The sequence below is a fragment of the Streptacidiphilus sp. BW17 genome, from assembly GCF_041262485.1.
Taxonomy (GTDB): Bacteria; Actinomycetota; Actinomycetes; order Streptomycetales; family Streptomycetaceae; genus Streptacidiphilus.
On the sequence record NZ_JBGCCR010000032.1, the window covers coordinates 62,942 to 79,151 of the forward strand.

Consider the following 16,210-nt stretch of genomic DNA (forward strand, 5'->3'; position numbering starts at 1 on the left):
GGGTTGGGCGCCGGGTCACGCGGGCGGTTCGATCGAGAGCGCGTGGCGGAAGACGTTGCGCGGATCCCAGCGCGCCTTCACCCGCTGGAGCCGGGGGTAGTTCTCGCCGTAGTAGAGCGGGGACCACGGCATGCCCGAGGTGTTGAACGCCGGGTCGGCGAGGTCCACGTCGGGATAGTTGATGTACGTCCCGTGCGTGTGCACGTCACCCAGTCGTCGGGTGGAGGACGCCGCTCCGCACGAAGGGTGCGACGCCGTGGCAGGCGGGCTTCCGGGCGTCCCGGGGCGGGGCTGGGGCGGGGAGGAGCGGGTCGCTCGTGAGCATGGCGTGAAGCCGATGTCGGGCACGACGGGGATATCGCTACTATGCGCACGGGCGTGCGAAGAATGAGCGTCGCTACCGGGGGATAGCGCACGCCTGACGGTCTGTCCTGTCTGTCCTGTGATGTCTCCCGGGCGAGTCTCGAGGAGACGGGCACCGTGAGTTACCCGCCCTACGGCAACGGGTCCGCGGGCAATCCGCCCCGGCCGAACAATCCGTACCAGAACGGCCCCTTTCCGCCGCAGCAGCAGCCACAGCGGGGGCCGCAGGCTCAGCCGCCCCGGCCGCGGCAGAACCCGTACGGAGGTCAGCGGCCTCCGCAGCAGCCGCCGAACCCGTACCAGCAGGGCCCGGCCGCGCCGCCGCCTCCGCCCCCGCCGTACGGGGGCCAACCCCCGTTCGGTGGCGGGCCGGGTGGGCCGGGTGGGCCGGGCAGGCCGGGCGGCCCTGGTCAGCCGCCCTTCGGCGGCGGTCCGGGTATGCCCGGCGGCCCCGGTAACTCCGGCGGCGGTGGCTCGCGCGGCTCCAAGAAGGGGGTGCTGATCGGCATCGGCGTGGCCCTCGTGCTGGTGGTCGGCGGCACGGTCGCGGTTGCCGCCGGCGGACGCGGCGGCAGTGGTGGCAGCGGCGGCAGCGGCGGCACGCCCGTCGCCGGTGCGTCCTCATCCAGCGGGCCGATCACCACGACGTCCAACGGCGGCACCAGTTGGAGCCCGCCGAGTTGGGCGACCAAGGCGAACGACGTCGGGCCGGCCGACCCCAGCACGGTGGTGCAGGGCACCGTCTGGATCGCCAAGCAGCACCCGCAGGACCTGGCGACCTATGCGGCCGAGGTCGGCATGCCCGGATCGCCGGACTACCACAAGTACCTGACGCCTGCTCAGTTCAACTCCACCTTCGTCAACGTGCCCGACGCCGCCACGGCGGTCACCCAGTGGTTGCAGCAGGACGGGATGACGATCGTCTCCCAGGGCGCCGACTCCGTCGTCGTCTCGACGACGCTGGACAAGGTCGAGTCCGTACTGAAGGTCCAGATCGACAAGTTCAAGCACGGTGGTCGGGTGGACATCGCGCCGACCGGCCAGCCGCAGTACCCCTCCGACGTCGGCAACTACGTCTCCAGCGTCACCGGTCTGACCACCAGCTCGCCGATCTCCAGCTTCGCCTTCAAGGCCACGGCTGTCAGTCCGAAGAAGAAGGGGAAGGCCGTCTCCGCGGGTGGCGGGAAGTACACGCCCGGGGACAGCGCCGGGTTCAGCACCCAGTGGTGCAGCACCTACTGGGGCGAGAAGCACTACAACGACGCCCCGCCCGGACTCGACGGCCAGACGCTGCCGATGCAGCTGTGCGGGTACACCCCGAACCAGCTGCGGCACGCCTACGGGGTGGCCCAGAGCGGGCTGACCGGCAAGGGCGTCACCGTCGCGGTCGTCGACGCCTACGCCTCGCCCACCATCGCGCAGGACGTCGCCAACTGGAACCAGCAGATGGGCCTGCCCCAGTTCGCCCCCGGCCAGTTCACCCAGGAGATGCCGCAGGGTGGCTTTCCGCCGTCCACGGACCCCAAGATGGTGGCCTCCTGGCAGGGCGAGGAGACGATGGACATCGAGTCCGTGCACCTGATGGCCCCGGACGCGAAGATCGTCTACTACGGAACGGACGGCAGCGACCAGGGCTTCGACACCGCGTTGGAGACCATCGTCGCCAACCACACCGCGGACATCGTGAGTTGCTCCTGGGGCGGTGCCGAGAGCTCGCAGGCGCAGGAGGAGTTCCAGGCCAAGACGCAGATCTTCGAGCAGGGCGCGGCCGAGGGCATCGGCTTCAACTTCGCCAGCATGGACAACGGCGACTACACCGTCGCCGCGACCGGGAGCTCCGACCCGAACGACGTGCAGCCGCACGCGTCGGTCGCCTTCCCGGCCTCCGACCCCTTCGCCACGGGGGTGGGCGGCACCAGCCTCGGCATCGACTCCAACGGCAACTACTCCTGGGAGAGCGGCTGGGGGGACTGGTTCCAGCAGGACACCGGCAACGGCTGGGCTGCCGGCAACCCCTTCATCGGCGGGGCCGGAGGCGGCAACAGCTCGGTCTTCCCCGAGCCGTCGTACCAGAAGGGCGTCGTCTCCGACTCACTGGTCGGGGCGGCCACCGGTACGGCGAACCGTGAGGTGCCCGACGTGGGCATGGACGCGGACTGGAACAGCGGCCTGCTGATCGGCGTCACCCAGAACGGCACGATCAACGTGGACGCCGGCTCGGGTGCGGGCGCCACCTTCAGCGAGAGCGGCGGCTCGTACGGCGACGAGGAGTATGGCGGGACCAGCCTGGCCACCCCGCTGTTCTCCGGCGTCGAGGCGCTGGCCCAGCAGGCGGCGGGGGGAGTTCCGGTCGGCTTCGTCAACCCCGTGCTCTACAAGCTGTCCGGGTCCTCCGCCTTCCACGACGTGTCGGGTGTGCCGTCCGCGCTCGGGCACGAGCCCGCCATGGAGGCCTGGAACTCGAGCCACAACCCCGTGATGATCGGCATGGACTCGGACACCTCGCTCAAGACAGGCCCGGGTTATGACGACGTGACGGGTGTCGGGACCATCACGTCCGACTTCCTGACCTGGTTCAAGGACCACCCCAGCGGCCAGTGACGGAACGGGGTGTCCGGTCCGGCTCGCTTGACCGGACCGGACACCCCGGCGTTCACGGCAGTGCCGGTTCCGCATCTTCGGACTCGTCGAGGAAGCCGCCCGACTGGTGCTGCCAGAGCTTGGCGTAGGCGCCCTCGGCGGCGAGGAGTTGCTGGTGGCTGCCCTGCTCGACGATCCGGCCGCGGTCCAGCACGACCAGACGGTCCATCGTCGCCACCGTGCTCAGCCGGTGGGCGACGACCAGGGCCGTGCGGCCCTCCATCAGCCGCCACAGCGCCTGCTGGACCAGCAGTTCGCTCTCCGAGTCCAGCGCGCTGGTCGCCTCGTCCAGCAGCAGGATCGGCGCGTCCCGCAGGATCGCACGGGCCAGAGCGACGCGCTGCCGCTGCCCTCCGGAGAGTTTGACGCCGCGTTCGCCGACCATGGTGGCGAAGCCCTCGGGGAGGGTGTCCGCGAACTCGGTGACGTGGGCCGCCTCGGCGGCGCGGCGGATCTCCGCGTCGGTGGCGTCCGGTCGGGCGAAGGCGATGTTGGCGTGCAGGGTGCGGTGGAACATCGCCGGGTCCTGCGGGACGTAGGCGATCAGGCTGCGCAGGTCGGCCTGGCGCATCCGGCTGATGTCCTGACCGCCGATCAGGATCCGGCCGTCGTCGATGTCGGTCATCCGCAGCAGCAGCCGGGTCAGCGTGGTCTTGCCGCCGCCGGACCGGCCGACCAGGCCGATCCGCGCGCCGCTCGGCACCGCGAGGTCCAGCCCCGCAAAGAGCGGCTTGCCGCCCCCGTGGGAGAAGGTGACGCGGTCGAAACGTACGTCGGCATGACCGTCGCGACCGGCGGACCGCGGGCGCAGCGGCTCCGGCGACTCGGGGTCGAGCACCGTCGGCGGGGACAGCAGCAGCTCGGTGAACTGCGCGGCTTCCGTCATCGAGCTCTCCAGACGGCGGTAGATCTGGTTGAACTCGAACATGATCCGCGTCGCGGTCGAGTAGTAGGAGAAGGCGACCACGACCGCCTCGACGTTGTGCGTGCCGCCGCCGACCGCGATCGCCAGCAGCAGACCGAGGCCGTTGGTCAGCACGGACATCGGTGCGACCAGCGTGTCGATGTGCAGGTTGCCGTAGTCCCACGAACGCAGCGACAGCCGCCGCGACTCCGCGACCCGGGAGCGGTGCTCGGCCGCCTCCCGCCGCTCGGCGGCGAAGGCGCGGACCGTGTCCATGTTCATCAGGCTGTCCGCCACATGGCCGGAGACCCGGGCGATGGCCTCCTCCCGCTGGTCCACCAGCGCCTGACGGCGGCGGATCAGCGGCGCGGTGATGACCCCGGTGACCGCGATCAGCGCCAGCAGCGCGACCACCAGCAGCGGTTGGAACTGCCAGAGCACCACCGCGCCGAAGACGAGCGGCACCAGGCTGCCCACCACGGAGAAGGTGAGCGTGTCGACGAAGTCCTCGAAGCGGGAGGCGAAGCTCAGCACCCGCTTGGTGAGCGAGCCGGCGAAGTTGTCGTGGAAGAAGGAGGCGTCCTTGGCGAACAGTTCGTCCATACCGATGACGTAGAGGTGCTCGATGCCGGACGCGTCCAGGCGGTTGAGGCAGTGCATGCCGAGCCGCCACAACACCTCGCCGAACAGCAGCACTCCGGCGAAGGCGGCGATGTAGGGCAGCGCGTCGGCGGTGGTCATCCGCGCGTCGGAGGCGATCTTGCCGACCAGGCGGGCGACGATCAGCGGCGCGAGGTAGTTGATGCCGATGTTGCCCAGCGCGGGCAGCAGCATCGCGGGGAGCGTCACCCGTTTGTGGCGGGCCAACTCCCGTCCGTAGTAACGAAGGGCGAGGAGCACCGCGCCTCTGCGCGGCGTGCCCTGGCCTGTGTGTGGCGTTGCCATACCAACCCTGGAGGTGTCGAGGCTGGGCCGCGCATGCCGGGGTTGCCGAGCATGCCGGACCAGCCGGTCGTCGGTTCGGGTCGAGTGCCCGCACACGGGTCGGTGGGGGTGGGGAGGCGGGCACGACTGGTTGTCACAAACGTCCAGCCTCGGAGCGGCCGACGGGGGACGCGTCGAACTGCTCCGGCGGAGGCGGGGGTGTGGGGTATTGAAGTCTGCCGCGAGGCGAGCTGCGTCGTCCAAGGGTTTTTCGTGCCCGAACACACGTGTGCCCCCGGCTCGCTGTCGGAGCCGGGGGCACACGTGAGGGGTTGAGCCGCTCGGTTACCCGCCGACCGTTGCCGGGCTGGCGGCGGAACGCGTACCGGACGACGACGGCCCGTCCGTGCCGAGCGCGGCGAGGATCGCGTCCACGCTCTGCTTGGCGTCGCCGAAGAGCATGCTGCTGTTCTCACGGAAGAACAGCGGGTTCTGCACGCCCGCGTAGCCGGAGGCCATGGAGCGCTTGAAGACGATGACGCTCGAAGCCTCCCAGACCCGGAGCACCGGCATGCCGGCGATGGGGCTGCCCGGGTCCTCGGCCGCGGACGGGTTGACCGTGTCGTTGGCGCCGATGACCAGGACGACGGAGGTGTCCGCGAAGTCGTCGTTGATCTCGTCCATCTCCAGGACGATGTCGTACGGCACCTTCGCCTCGGCCAGCAGCACGTTCATGTGGCCGGGCAGGCGTCCGGCGACCGGGTGGACGCCGAAGCGGACCTCGACGCCGCGCTCGCGCAGACGGCGCGTCAGCTCCGCCACCGGGTGCTGGGCCTGGGCCACGGCCATGCCGTAGCCGGGGGTGATCACCACCGAGCGGGCCTGGGTCAGCAGCTCCGCCGCCTCCGCCGCGCGGATCTCGCGGTGCTCGCCCGTCTCCTCGCTGCCGCCGGACGGCGCCTCGATGCCGAAGCCGCCCGCGATGACGGAGATGAACGAGCGGTTCATCGCCTTGCACATGATGAACGACAGGTAGGCGCCGGAGGAGCCGACCAGTGCGCCGGTGACGATCAGCAGGTCGTTGTCGAGCAGGAAGCCCGCCGCTGCCGCCGCCCAGCCGGAGTAGCTGTTCAGCATCGAGACGACGACCGGCATGTCGCCGCCGCCGATCGAGGCGACCAGATGCCAGCCGAGCGCCAGGGCCAGCACGGTGACCGCGATCATCAGCGGCAGGTTCGGACTCGCGCAGAACCAGCCCGTCAGCACCACGAACGCGGCCAGCGCGCCGAGGTTGAGCCCGTTCTTGCCCGGCAGCATCAGCGGCCGGGAGTTGATCCGGGCCGACAGCTTGAGGAAGGCGACGATCGAGCCGGTGAAGGTGACCGCGCCGATGAAGATGCCGATGAAGACCTCGGCATGGTGGATGGTCAGCAGGTCCGCGGCGATCTCGGTCTGCCTGGCGCCGTGCGACTCGACCTCGAGGTAGCTGTTCCAGCCCACCAGCACCGCGGCAAGGCCGACGAAGCTGTGCAGCACGGCGATGAGTTCGGGCATCTGCGTCATCTCGACGCTGCGCGCCCGCCACATCCCGAGCACGGCGCCGATCGCCATGGCGAGCAGGATCAGCGCGATCGCCCCGGCGGCGATGCTCTGCGCCGCCACCACGATCGTGGCGACCAGCGCGAGCCCCATGCCCGCGATGCCGTAGACGACGCCGGCGCGCGAGGTGCGGTGCTGGGAGAGCCCCGCCAGGGACAGGATGAACAGCAGGGCGGCTACGAGGTCCGCGGCGTGTGCGGCCGTCGTGGAGGTCATCGTGGCTCAGCCTTTCGAGAACATGGACAGCATGCGGCGGGTGACGGCGAAACCGCCGAAGATGTTCACGCTCGTCAGCAGGATCGCGACGAAGGACAGCGCGGTGACCACCCAGCTCTCGTGCCCGATCTGCAGCAGCGCGCCGGTCACCACGATGCCGGAGATGGCGTTGGTGACGGACATCAGCGGCGTGTGCAGCGCGTGGTGCACCTTGCCGATCACGTAGTAGCCGATCACCACCGCCAGCATGAACACCGTGAAGTTCTCGGCGAGTTGGGCCGGGGCGAAGCCGACCACGCCGAAGAGCGCGAGCATGCCGACGCCGATCAGTGAGAAGCGGGCCGCGGGGCTGAGCTTCCTGGCCTCCTTGGGCTCCGGCTTGGCGGTCTCGGCGACCGGCGCGGCCGGTGCCGCCGAGACGGAGACCTTCGGCGGCGGCCAGGTGATCTCGCCCTCGCGGACGACCGTCACCGCCCGCTGCACCACGTCCTCGAAGTCCAGCGTCAGCTGCCCGTCCTTGCCGGGCGTCACCAGCTTGACCAGGTTCACCAGGTTGGTGCCGAACAGCTGCGAGGCCTGGGCCGGCAGCCGGGAGGCCAGGTCGGTGTAGCCGATGATGGTCACGCCGTTGTCGGTGACCACGGCCCGGCCCGCCACCGTGCCCTCGACGTTGCCGCCCATCGCGGCGGCCATGTCGACGATCACGCTGCCCGGCTTCATGGCCGCCACGTCCTCGGCGGTCAGCAGCCGCGGCGCCGGACGGCCGGGGATCAGCGCGGTGGTGACCACGATGTCCACGTCCATGGCCTGGCGGTGGTAGAGCTCGGCGGCGGCGCGGTCGTAGTCGGCGGAGGTCGCCTTGGCGTAGCCGTCGGTGCTCTGCTCCTGCACGACGTTGACCGGCAGGTACTCACCGCCCAACGACTTGACCTGGTCCGCGACTTCGGGACGCGGGTCGGTCGCGCGCACGATCGCGCCCAGGCTGGACGCGGCGCCGATCGCCGCGAGCCCGGCCACACCGGCGCCCGCCACCAGGACCTTCGCCGGCGGCACCTTGCCCGCCGCGGTCACCTGACCGGTGAAGAAGCGCCCGAAGACGTGGGCCGCCTCGATCACCGCCCGGTATCCGGCGATGTTCGCCATCGAGCTGAGCACGTCCATCGACTGCGCACGCGAGATCCGCGGCACCGCGTCGAGCGCCAGCACGGTGACGCCGCGCGCGGACAGCTGCTCCAGCAGCTCCGGGTGCTGCGCCGGGGCGATCAGGCCCGCCAGGGTCGTGCCCTCGCGCAGCCGCGCGATCTCACTGCCGGACGGGGCGTTGACCTTGAGCACGATCTGCTGCGCCCAGGCGTCGCCGATGTCCGCGCCCGCCTCGACGTAGACCTCGTCGGTGAAGCCCGAGGCCGCCCCGGCCCCGGACTCGACGACGACCTCGTAGCCGATCCCGAGCAACTGCTTGACGGTCGCGGGCGTCGCGGCGACGCGGGTCTCCCCGGCGGTCGACTCGGCGACCACGCCGATGCGCTGGGGTGGGTGGTGGGTGGCGTCATGCGCAGACATGTCGTGTGTCTCTCGTCAGGGGAACGGGGGATTCGCGGAACCGCGAAGACACAGCAACGCGGAAGCACGATCACGAGCAGGACAGGGCAGGCAGGGCGGAGCGGCTGTAGCCGGGGACGGAGGTCCTTCCCCTTGGTCGCAGGAACCTACCCTTTTCATACCGACCAGCGGGTCGGTCGAAGCAGTGACTTGTTTCACTCACAGACCGGATGGCGGACGTCCGGTCTCACGCCCCACAGGTGCCGACGTGAGGGGGAGAGGCGGTCCTCGCCCGCCCAGCAGTGCCGTCGTGCGTACACCTCCGCGCGGACATGCCGGGCGCTCGGTGCTGTGGCACCGTGGAGCGAGGGGCCGGTCGTCCGCCGCCCGAGCGTTGCGCAAGTGTTGCGCGAGTGCTGTGCGAGCGTTGCACGAATGCCGCGCGAGGTCCGTGAGGACGAGGTCTGCGAGAGGAGTGGCCATGTCGTCGAAACGCCGCCGGAAGAAGAAGCAGCGCGCCAAGCACGGGGCCAACCACGGCCGCCGTCCCGCCACCTGACTTCCCCTGTATGGTCTGCCAGCCCCGGTCCGGGACAGGACCGGGGCTACTCTGACGCGGACGATCACGACCTCCCTCGGGAGAAGAAGGCGGACCTGCGATGAGCACGGCAGAGGCGGAGCGGCCCGACGAGCCCGGCTGGGCCCGACGAGCCCGGCTGGCGGCAGGCGCTGCTCCGGGTGCCCGCTGAGCTGCGGCAGGACACCCTCGGCGACCATGCGGCGGCGCTGACGTACTGCGCCGTCCTGTCGGTGGACCGGCCGGGCAGCAGCCGTACATGGAGCTGCGGAGCTCGGAGCGGCTGCACAGCGACCGGCTCTGACCGCCTGGCTCGCGGCTCTGACCGCCTGGCTCGGCGGCTGCCTGTGGCTCAGCTCGCCGCGATGGCGACGACCGTCGCGGTCGCGTGGCCCTCGGGCGTGTCGTAACCGACGGTGTCGCCCGGGTGGTGCCCGAGGAGGGCGTGCCCCAGGGGGCTGTCGGCGGTGACCAGCGTCCGTTCCAGCTCCTCGGCGACGGCGCCGATCTGCACGGTCTCGGTGCTCTCATCGTCGAACCGTACGGTGACCGTGCTCCCCACCCCGACCACGTCGGTCGGCGGTGGCCCGGCCACGGCAGCCTGCCGCAGCCGCAGGTCGAGCGCCTTGATCCGGTCGTCGAGCCGCGCGACGTCGGTGGCCCGCTGCAGCTCGTCGGCCTGGTCGGCGCGGTCGCCGGTCGAGTCCACGTCCCGCAGCGTCGCCGCGATCTTCGCGCGCTCGGCGCGCAGCTCCGCGAGGTCCTGCTCCAGCGCGCGACGCGCCTCGGGGCTGATCGGCTCCGGTTCGGTGCTCATTCCTGCTCCTGAGGGGTGGCGGAACAGAGAGAAGAAAAACAGGGAAAACCTCACAAGACCCTATTTTCGCGGGTTGTCCGGTGGAGCGCGACTTCGGTGTGCGCCGGTGACGCCGGGGCTTCGTCGAATGTTGCGCGAGTGGTCGGCCGCTGGACACCCCAAAACCGCCGCAAACCCGTCATCGTCGTGCCCGACGTCGGCGAAGTTGCGCAGGAGGTTCCGTTTCCATGGTCGCGTTCGGGTCGGTGAGGCGGACGCCTCGCAGGGTGCCTCGGCAGGGCAGGCGGACGGCAGGGGCGCTGCGGGCGCTCGTGATCACCGGCAGTGTCGGCGCGGGGCACAACGGGGCTGCGGCGGAGCTGATCCGGCGGCTCGAGGCGATGGGGATGGAGGCCGACTGTCAGGACTTCCTCGACGCGCTGCCCCGGCACCAGCGACTGGTGCTGCGTCAGGGTTACGCGCTGACGGCCAGTCATCTTCCGGCGGTCTTCGACTGGTTCTTCCGGTGCGGTGAGCGCGACTCGGTCGCGCGGCGGCTCACGCTGCGGGTCTGCACGGCGGCGCGCTCCGGCGTGGCCGGGTGGGTCGGGCAGGGGTACGACGTCGTGGTCACCACTTTCCCGTTCGCGGCACAGACGTTGGGCGCACTGAAGGAGGACGGCACGCTGACCGCGCCGACCGTCTGCTACCTCACCGACCCCGCGCCGCACCGTCTCTGGGTGCATCCCGCGCTCGACGCGCATCTGACGGTCACCGAGGCGACGGCCGCTGAGGGCAGCGCCCGCTACGGCGTCGTGATGGCGGCGGCCGGTCCGTTGGCCCCCGAGGCCTTCGCGCGGACGCCCGACCCGGCGGAATGTCGGGCGCTGCGTGCCGAGTTGGGCGTGCCGGACGACCACCGGATGGCGCTGATGGTCACCGGCTCGCTCGGGCTGGGGGACGTGGTGGCCGGCGTCCGCGCGGTGCGCGCGGCGGAGCGGACGGTGCCGGTGGTGCTCTGCGGGCGGAACGGGCGGCTGCTGCGCCAGGTGTCGGCCGAGCCGGGCACGGTCGCGCTCGGATGGCGGGACGACGTCCCGCAGTTGATGGGTGCGGCGGACGTGCTGGTGCACAACGCGGGCGGGCTGTCGTTGACGGAGGCACTGGTCGCGGGCCTGCCGGCGGTGAGTTACGAGGTCATTCCGGGCCACGGCCAGGCCAATGCGGCCACGCTGGCCGCCGCCGGGATCGCGCCCTGGCCGCGTACGCCCGAGGAGTTGGCCGAAGCGCTCGCCGCGCAGGCGGAGCGGGGCCGGGTGCATCTGCCCGCGCTTCCGGCGGGTTACGAGGCCGCGCGGGTGGTGGCCGCCTTCGCGCGTCAGGGCCGGGAGGTCCGGCACAGCGCGGGAGCCCTCTGCGACCCGGCCTTCGGCCGCTCCTTCGGCGCGGTCCTGGACCGCCTGCGGCTGCGGCGTCCGCGCCGGGCAGTGGAAGCAGTGGAAGCAGTGGGAGTGGCGGCAGAAGTGGCGTAGAACGACGGAGGGCCCGGCCGATTGATCGGCCGGGCCCTCCGTACGGAGTAGCGGGGGCAGGATTTGAACCTACGACCTCTGGGTTATGAGCCCAGCGAGCTACCGAGCTGCTCCACCCCGCGTCGGTGAACCCAACGCTAACAGACACCCGGCTCGAACGACGAATCGGTTTCGGGCCGGGGGTCGGTCCGGCTCAGCCCTGTTCAGGCACCGGGGGTGGCAGGGGTGCCTGCAGCTGCTGCCGGAGCAGCGTTGCTGCCTCGGTCAACGACGGTCCGTACCAGGTGAGGTGACGGCCACTCACCAGTGCTGCCGGCAGACCGGGGAACGCCTCCGGGCCGTCGGTCCCGGTGAACCGGTAGGGCTCGTCCGGCAGGACGACCAGGTCGGCGCCGGACGCGCGCAGCTGGTCGATCGGGATCGCCGGATAGCGCTCGTCGTGGTCCGCGTAGAGCTGCTCGACGCCGAGGCGGCGCAGCAGGTCCCCGGCGAAGGTGTCCCGGCCGACCACCATCCAGGGCCGACGCCAGACCGGCACCACCGCGCGGCGGGGACGGCCGGACGGATGGCCGGGCAGCGGGGTCACGGCGGCCCAGGCGCGGCGGGCGTCGTCGAGCCACTGCGGGCGCGGTAGGCCGGAGTCCTTGTTCAGCAGCGTCAGCAGGGTCAGCAGGCGGTCGAGCGAGCGGAAGGCCTGGTCGAGGGTGCGCACCTCGGTGACCCAGACGGGGATTCCGGCCGCGCGCAGCGCCTCCAGGTCCGGGGCGCGGTTCTCCTCCTCGTTGGCCACCACCAGATCGGGGCGCAGAGCGGCGATCCGCGTGGTGTCGGGGTTCTTGGTGCCGCCGATCCGGACCACGTCCAGCCCGGCCGGATGGCTGCACCAGTCGGTCGCGCCGACCAACAGGCCGGGGGCGCTGACCGCGATCGCATCGGTGAGCGACGGCACCAGCGAGACGACGCGGCGGATCGGGCTGTGGGCGAGGACGAGCGGCGTCCCCTGGTCGTCAATGACCGTGCGCCGTGCGGGTTCTCCGGGTGCCATGGGCCCACCGTACCCGCGCCGAACTGAGGCCCGGGGGAGCGGACGGTCGGGCGGGTTTGCAAGACTTCGCCGGTGACCTGCACGTACGACACCCAGATTGCCGAGGCCGCCCGGTGAGCCGACGTACTCGCAAGGCCGTGGGGCCCGTCGTCGACGGGACGCCGGGCAGCCCGACGGTCTCCGTCTGCCGGGGCTGCTGCTGTGGCACGCCGAAGATCCCGCGCGTCGACCACACGGCCCAACTGGCGGATCTGCGCCGGTCCTTGGCGGGGATCGGTGGGCTCAGGACGGTCGACTGCCTGGACGCCTGCGAGCACGCCAACGTGATCGTGGTGCAGCCCTCGCCCGAAGGTCGTCGGGCGGGCGGCAGGCCGGTCTGGCTCGGGCTGGTGAACGACCTGGACGCGACGGCGGACATCACCGCCTGGGTCGAGCAGGGCGGTCCGGGGCTGGCCGATCCGCCCGCGATCCTCGACCTCTACGCCTTCCAGCCCTCGCGCCGGGTGCGGGCGGCCCTGGAGGGGTGACCGGAGAGGTTCGGGCGGCCTCCCCGCCGTGAGGGGACGGTCGCGGCGGTGAACCCGGCGGCTGGGCGGACGAGGCGCAGAAGGTAGGCATTTCCCCACCTCAGAAGTAGGTTCGGGTCCATGGCGACGACCGCGTCCCGCGCAGCAGCATGATCCTGAGGCCGCGATCCGTGGCCGGTGGGACGACGGAGCGAGGGACCGAGATGTGGCCGTTTCCGGTGGTGACCGAACTGCCGTGGGTGTTGAGCGTGTTCGTGGCGTTGACGGCGGTGTGCGCGGTGCTGGCGGTTCGCCGTGAGCGGGTGCCGCTCGCGGCGCGCTGGGCCGGGCCGGTCGGCTGGCCGCTGGTCGCCGCGCTGGTGGGCGTGGCCGGGTACGGCGAGGCGTCGGCGCTCGTCGTCGACGTGCGGGCGGTCGGGGCCTCGTCCGGCTACTGGGCGACGGTGCCGGACCTGACCCCGTCCGGGCCGCTCGCCTTCGGGCTGCTGCTGGCGGGCCTGTTGACCGTCGCGCTGCTGCCGTCCACCGGGCAGGGACCAGCACCGAGGCCGTGGGTGCTCGCGGTGACGGCGGTGGTCGCGGGGGAGGCGATGACCGGTGCGTACTGGGCCACGCACGTCGAAGGCCCGCAGTACGCGCTGCTCGGCGCGGTGGTCGTGCTCGTGCTCGGCGGCGTGGCGGGGCACGGCCTGGCGCGGTGGGCGCGCGGCGACGAGGCGGTGCGGTCGTCCGGGCGTTGGGCGGTACTGCTGCCAGCCGTGGTCGTCATGGTCGGCGGATTGGCGGGCCTGGACCTGTGGGGAGCACCGGCGCCGGGTGTCTCCGCCGTTCCCGCCGTGCTCGGCTGGGCGGCCGGGCTGGCGCTGTTGGTCGTCGCGGCCGTCGCACCGGTGCGGTGGCTGCGGGCGGCAGCCGACCTGGTGGCGCTGGGACTGGTGGCGAGCGGCGCGTACGCCGTCGTCGAGGGGGCGCTCAACCGGTCGGCGGTGGTGCTGCAGCGGGTCGGCAACCCGGTGGGCCAGGGACCGGCGGTCCAGGTCGGTCTCGGCCACAACATCTCCGTGGTCGGCGCGATCCAGGGCGCACTGCTGCTGGCCCTCGGGGTCTGGCTGCTGCCGCGCACCGTACTGCCGGACGCCCGGCGGCTGTTGGGGCAGGAGCCGGATCCCGCGTTGGCCGCGCGGGTGCGTGAGCTGGCCGACACGCGGGCGCAGGCGGTGAGTTCGGCGGCGGCCGAACTGCGCCGGATCGAGCGCGACCTGCACGACGGCGCGCAGGGCCGGCTGATCGCGATCGGCATGAACCTGCGCGTGGCAGAGGAGTTGATCGCCGACCGCCCGGACGAGGCCGCCGCGCTGGTCGTGGAGGCCCGCGAGGCGTCGGCGGCGGCGCTTTCGGAGCTGCGCTGCCTGGTCCGCGGCATCTACCCGCCGGTCCTGGCCGACCGCGGCCTCGGCGAGGCGATCCGCGCGCTGGCGCTGGACCTGCCGCTGCCCTGCACCACCGAGATCGACTTGCCCGAACGGCTCGATGCCCCAGTGGAGTCGGCCTGCTACTTCGCCGTCGCCGAGGTGGTGACCAACGCCGTCCGGCACGCCGACGCGCGGAGCCTGCGGATTCGCGTCGCCCGCACGGACGGGCTGCTGCGGATCGAGGTCACCGACGACGGCGTCGGCGGCGCGGATCCCGCCCGGGGCAGCGGGCTGGCCGGTGTGGAGCGGCGGTTGGCGTCCTTCGATGGCATCCTTGCCGTCAGCAGCCCGCCCGGCGGGCCGACGATCGTGGCGATGGAGGTGCCGTGCAGGTAGCCGCCCTGCGCGTCGTCGTCGCGGAGGACCTCTTCTTGCTCCGCGAAGGACTGGTCCGGCTGCTCGCGGCACGCGGGTTCGAGGTCGTGGCGGCCACCGACAGCGCGCCGGGCCTGCTCGACGCGCTGTTGGAGCACCGGCCGGACCTCGCCGTGGTGGACATCCGGCTGCCGCCCACCCACACCGACGACGGCCTGCGCGCCGCGCTGACGGCCCGGGAGCGGATCCCCGGGCTGCCGATCCTGCTGCTGTCGCAGTACGTGGAGCAGATCTACGCCGAGGAACTCCTCGCCGACCAGGCGGGCGGGGTGGGCTACCTGCTCAAGGACCGGGTCTTCAGTGACGACCAGTTCGTCGACGCGATCCGGACGGTGGCGGCGGGCGGCACGGTGATGGACCCCGCCGTGGTCACCCGCCTGCTCGGCCGCCGCAGCCGGGGCGGCAACGGCGAGACGCTCGCCCGCCTCACGGAGCGCGAGCGCCAGGTGCTGGAGCTGATGGCCGAGGGCCGTTCCAACAGCGCGATCGCGGGTCGGCTCTTCGTCAGCGAGAAGGCCGTGTCGAAACACAGCACCAGCATCTTCACCAAGCTGGACCTGCCTCCGTCCGAGGACGACAACCGCCGCGTGCTGGCCGTCCTCGCCTACCTGATGGCGCAGCCGGGAGGCTGAGGGCGTGCGAACCGAAGCACGTGTAGCGTCCCTGGCATGACGATGCCCCAGCCCTCCTTCTTCGCCGCGCCCGACGGACAGCAGCTCGCGTACCGGGAGGTGGGTGAGGGGCGGCCGGTGGTGCTGCTGCACGGGATGTCGGCGGATGCCGGGATGTGGTTCCGGACCGGGATCGTCGACGGGCTCGCCGCGCGCGGGCACCGGGTGGTCATGCCGGACTTCCGTGGCCACGGCGACAGCGCCAAGCCGCAGGACGCCGCCGCGTACCCGTCGGACGTGCTGACCACCGACGCGCTCGCGCTGGTCGAGCACCTGAAGCTGGACGCCTACGACGCCGGTGGCTACGACCTCGGCGGCTACTCGCTCGGCGCGCGGATCGCGGTGCGGATGCTGGTGCGCGGGGCGACGCCGCGGCGGGCGGTGATCGGCGGGCAGGGGATGCGCGAGGTCAACGGGACCGGCGGCGGCGCGGGGGCCTGGCTGAAGCGGCTCTTCGCCGGGGCCGCCGCCGGCACGTGGGAGCCCGGCTCGCGGGAGGCGCAGGCCGTGGCGGCCATGCGGGAGCGCGGGGTGGACCCGGTCGCGACGCTGCACGTGCTCGACTCGATCGCGCACTCGACCGAGGAGCAGGTCGCCGCGATCCGGGTCCCGTCGCTCGTGGTGGTGGGGTCCGAGGACGAACGGGCTGTCTCGGCACGCGAGTTGGTCGCTGTCCTGCCCGGCGCCCGCCTGGTCGAGGTGCCCGGCGACCACGGTGACGCGGCGGTGGCGCCGGAGCTCACCGACGCGTTCGTGGAGTTCCTGGCGGACTGAGCGGACTGAGCGGACCGTGGCGCGGTGCGCGGTGTTCGGGCTCCGCCGTCATCGTGCTGTGCCTCCTCCGGGCCTGCCGGATGCGCCCGTCGCGCCGGAGGAGGCCGGACGTGTTTGGTGGGCGCTCGCGGACATCGGGCCGCTCGCGGGCAGACCGCCTGTCTGGAGCGCCCATCCGCGTCTGTCCGCATTTCGGCGCGGGAAACGTGTCGCGCTCAACTTCCTGACACCTTCACAGGTCGGACAGGGATCT

Annotated in this window: 11 protein-coding genes, 1 tRNA gene and 1 pseudogene; 6 read left to right on the top strand and 7 right to left on the bottom strand. The window is 72.0% G+C overall.

The features are described from left to right. Positions 1-15: 15 nt before the first annotated feature. A pseudogene (locus ABH940_RS29630) lies at positions 16-192 on the bottom strand (BBE domain-containing protein); the annotation flags it as partial. Positions 193-480: 288 nt separating this feature from the next. On the opposite strand from ABH940_RS29630, the gene ABH940_RS29635 reads away from it, so the two are divergent. Next, a complete protein-coding gene (locus tag ABH940_RS29635) occupies positions 481-2,964 on the top strand; it encodes a protease pro-enzyme activation domain-containing protein (protein WP_370106667.1) in 2,484 nt (827 codons plus the stop codon). 52 nt (positions 2,965-3,016) lie between these two features. Here ABH940_RS29635 and ABH940_RS29640 read toward each other — a convergent pair whose 3' ends face one another. From ABH940_RS29640 to ABH940_RS29655, 4 genes are all read right to left on the bottom strand, one after another. Next, entirely contained in the window at positions 3,017-4,852 is a 1,836-nt protein-coding gene (locus ABH940_RS29640) for an ABC transporter ATP-binding protein (RefSeq protein ID WP_370071640.1), read from the bottom strand. Between the two features lie 324 nt (positions 4,853-5,176). Further along, on the bottom strand, positions 5,177-6,646 hold the full coding sequence (gene pntB / locus ABH940_RS29645; protein WP_370106668.1) for a Re/Si-specific NAD(P)(+) transhydrogenase subunit beta: 1,470 nt from the start codon (positions 6,644-6,646) through the stop codon (positions 5,177-5,179). Positions 6,647-6,652: 6 nt separating this feature from the next. Then, entirely contained in the window at positions 6,653-8,209 is a 1,557-nt protein-coding gene (locus ABH940_RS29650) for a Re/Si-specific NAD(P)(+) transhydrogenase subunit alpha (RefSeq protein ID WP_370071642.1), read from the bottom strand. A 908-nt stretch (positions 8,210-9,117) separates the two neighbouring features. Further along, positions 9,118-9,582 (bottom strand): GreA/GreB family elongation factor, encoded by a 465-nt coding sequence (locus ABH940_RS29655; RefSeq protein WP_370071643.1) that lies wholly within the window; start codon positions 9,580-9,582, stop codon positions 9,118-9,120. Between the two features lie 311 nt (positions 9,583-9,893). On the opposite strand from ABH940_RS29655, the gene ABH940_RS29660 reads away from it, so the two are divergent. After that, on the top strand, positions 9,894-11,093 hold the full coding sequence (locus ABH940_RS29660; protein WP_370106669.1) for a glycosyltransferase: 1,200 nt from the start codon (positions 9,894-9,896) through the stop codon (positions 11,091-11,093). A 48-nt stretch (positions 11,094-11,141) separates the two neighbouring features. Here ABH940_RS29660 and ABH940_RS29665 read toward each other — a convergent pair. Continuing rightward, positions 11,142-11,215 (bottom strand) — tRNA-Met (locus ABH940_RS29665). A 71-nt stretch (positions 11,216-11,286) separates the two neighbouring features. Next, positions 11,287-12,138 carry a helical backbone metal receptor gene (locus tag ABH940_RS29670; protein WP_370106670.1) on the bottom strand — a complete coding sequence of 284 codons (852 nt, stop codon included), beginning with the start codon at positions 12,136-12,138 and terminating at the stop codon, positions 11,287-11,289. Positions 12,139-12,251: 113 nt separating this feature from the next. On the opposite strand from ABH940_RS29670, the gene ABH940_RS29675 reads away from it, so the two are divergent. From ABH940_RS29675 to ABH940_RS29690, 4 genes are all read left to right on the top strand, one after another. Next, on the top strand, positions 12,252-12,665 hold the full coding sequence (locus ABH940_RS29675) for a (2Fe-2S) ferredoxin domain-containing protein (RefSeq protein WP_370071646.1): 414 nt from the start codon (positions 12,252-12,254) through the stop codon (positions 12,663-12,665). Positions 12,666-12,868: 203 nt separating this feature from the next. Further along, positions 12,869-14,473, top strand: a complete 1,605-nt coding sequence (locus tag ABH940_RS29680; protein WP_370106671.1) for a sensor histidine kinase — start codon at positions 12,869-12,871, stop codon at positions 14,471-14,473. Between the two features lie 5 nt (positions 14,474-14,478). Next, positions 14,479-15,144, top strand: coding sequence for a LuxR C-terminal-related transcriptional regulator (locus ABH940_RS29685; RefSeq protein WP_370071667.1), 666 nt, complete (start codon positions 14,479-14,481; stop codon positions 15,142-15,144). A 36-nt stretch (positions 15,145-15,180) separates the two neighbouring features. Beyond that, positions 15,181-15,957, top strand: a complete 777-nt coding sequence (locus ABH940_RS29690) for an alpha/beta fold hydrolase (protein WP_370071648.1) — start codon at positions 15,181-15,183, stop codon at positions 15,955-15,957. Positions 15,958-16,210: the final 253 nt, after the last annotated feature.